The organism is Streptomyces colwelliae (assembly GCF_048158785.1).
In the GTDB taxonomy this organism is placed as follows: domain Bacteria; phylum Actinomycetota; class Actinomycetes; order Streptomycetales; family Streptomycetaceae; genus Streptomyces.
Genome location: NZ_JBLTJC010001066.1, coordinates 1 through 386 on the forward strand (window position 1 = coordinate 1; position 386 = coordinate 386).

The 386-nt window shown below is 56.0% G+C and carries 1 protein-coding gene; it reads left to right on the forward strand.

Annotated features, from left to right (window positions below):
* Nucleotides 1-60: 60 nt before the first annotated feature.
* Nucleotides 61-386: Bug family tripartite tricarboxylate transporter substrate binding protein (locus ACNFOC_RS55840; RefSeq protein WP_416966504.1), on the forward strand; the 326-nt coding region annotated here is incomplete at its 3' end.

A 386-nucleotide genomic window follows, 5' to 3' on the forward strand; every position in this document is an offset into this window, starting at 1 on the left:
GCCAACGTGCGTGGCACACGCTTTGCTGACTGTCAAAAATAATGACTTCGGGAGGGTTACATGAAGAGTTGGTCGGCAATCGTTGGCGCTCTGATTCTAAACTCGCTTTCTATGGCTGTGTTGGCTGATACGTACCCGTCAAAGCCGATACGGTTGATTATCCCATTTGCTGCGGGTGGCCCGACAGACGCGCTTGGGCGGACGTTCGCTAAGGAACTCGGCGAAGTACTTGGACAAACAGTCGTCGTCGAGAACAGAACTGGCGCGGGCGGAAACATTGGAACGGACGTCGTCGCCAAGTCCCCTCCAGACGGCTACACGATCGGCCTCGGCACGAATGGACCGCTCGCAGGCAATGTCACGCTCTTCAAGTCGCTGCCTTATGA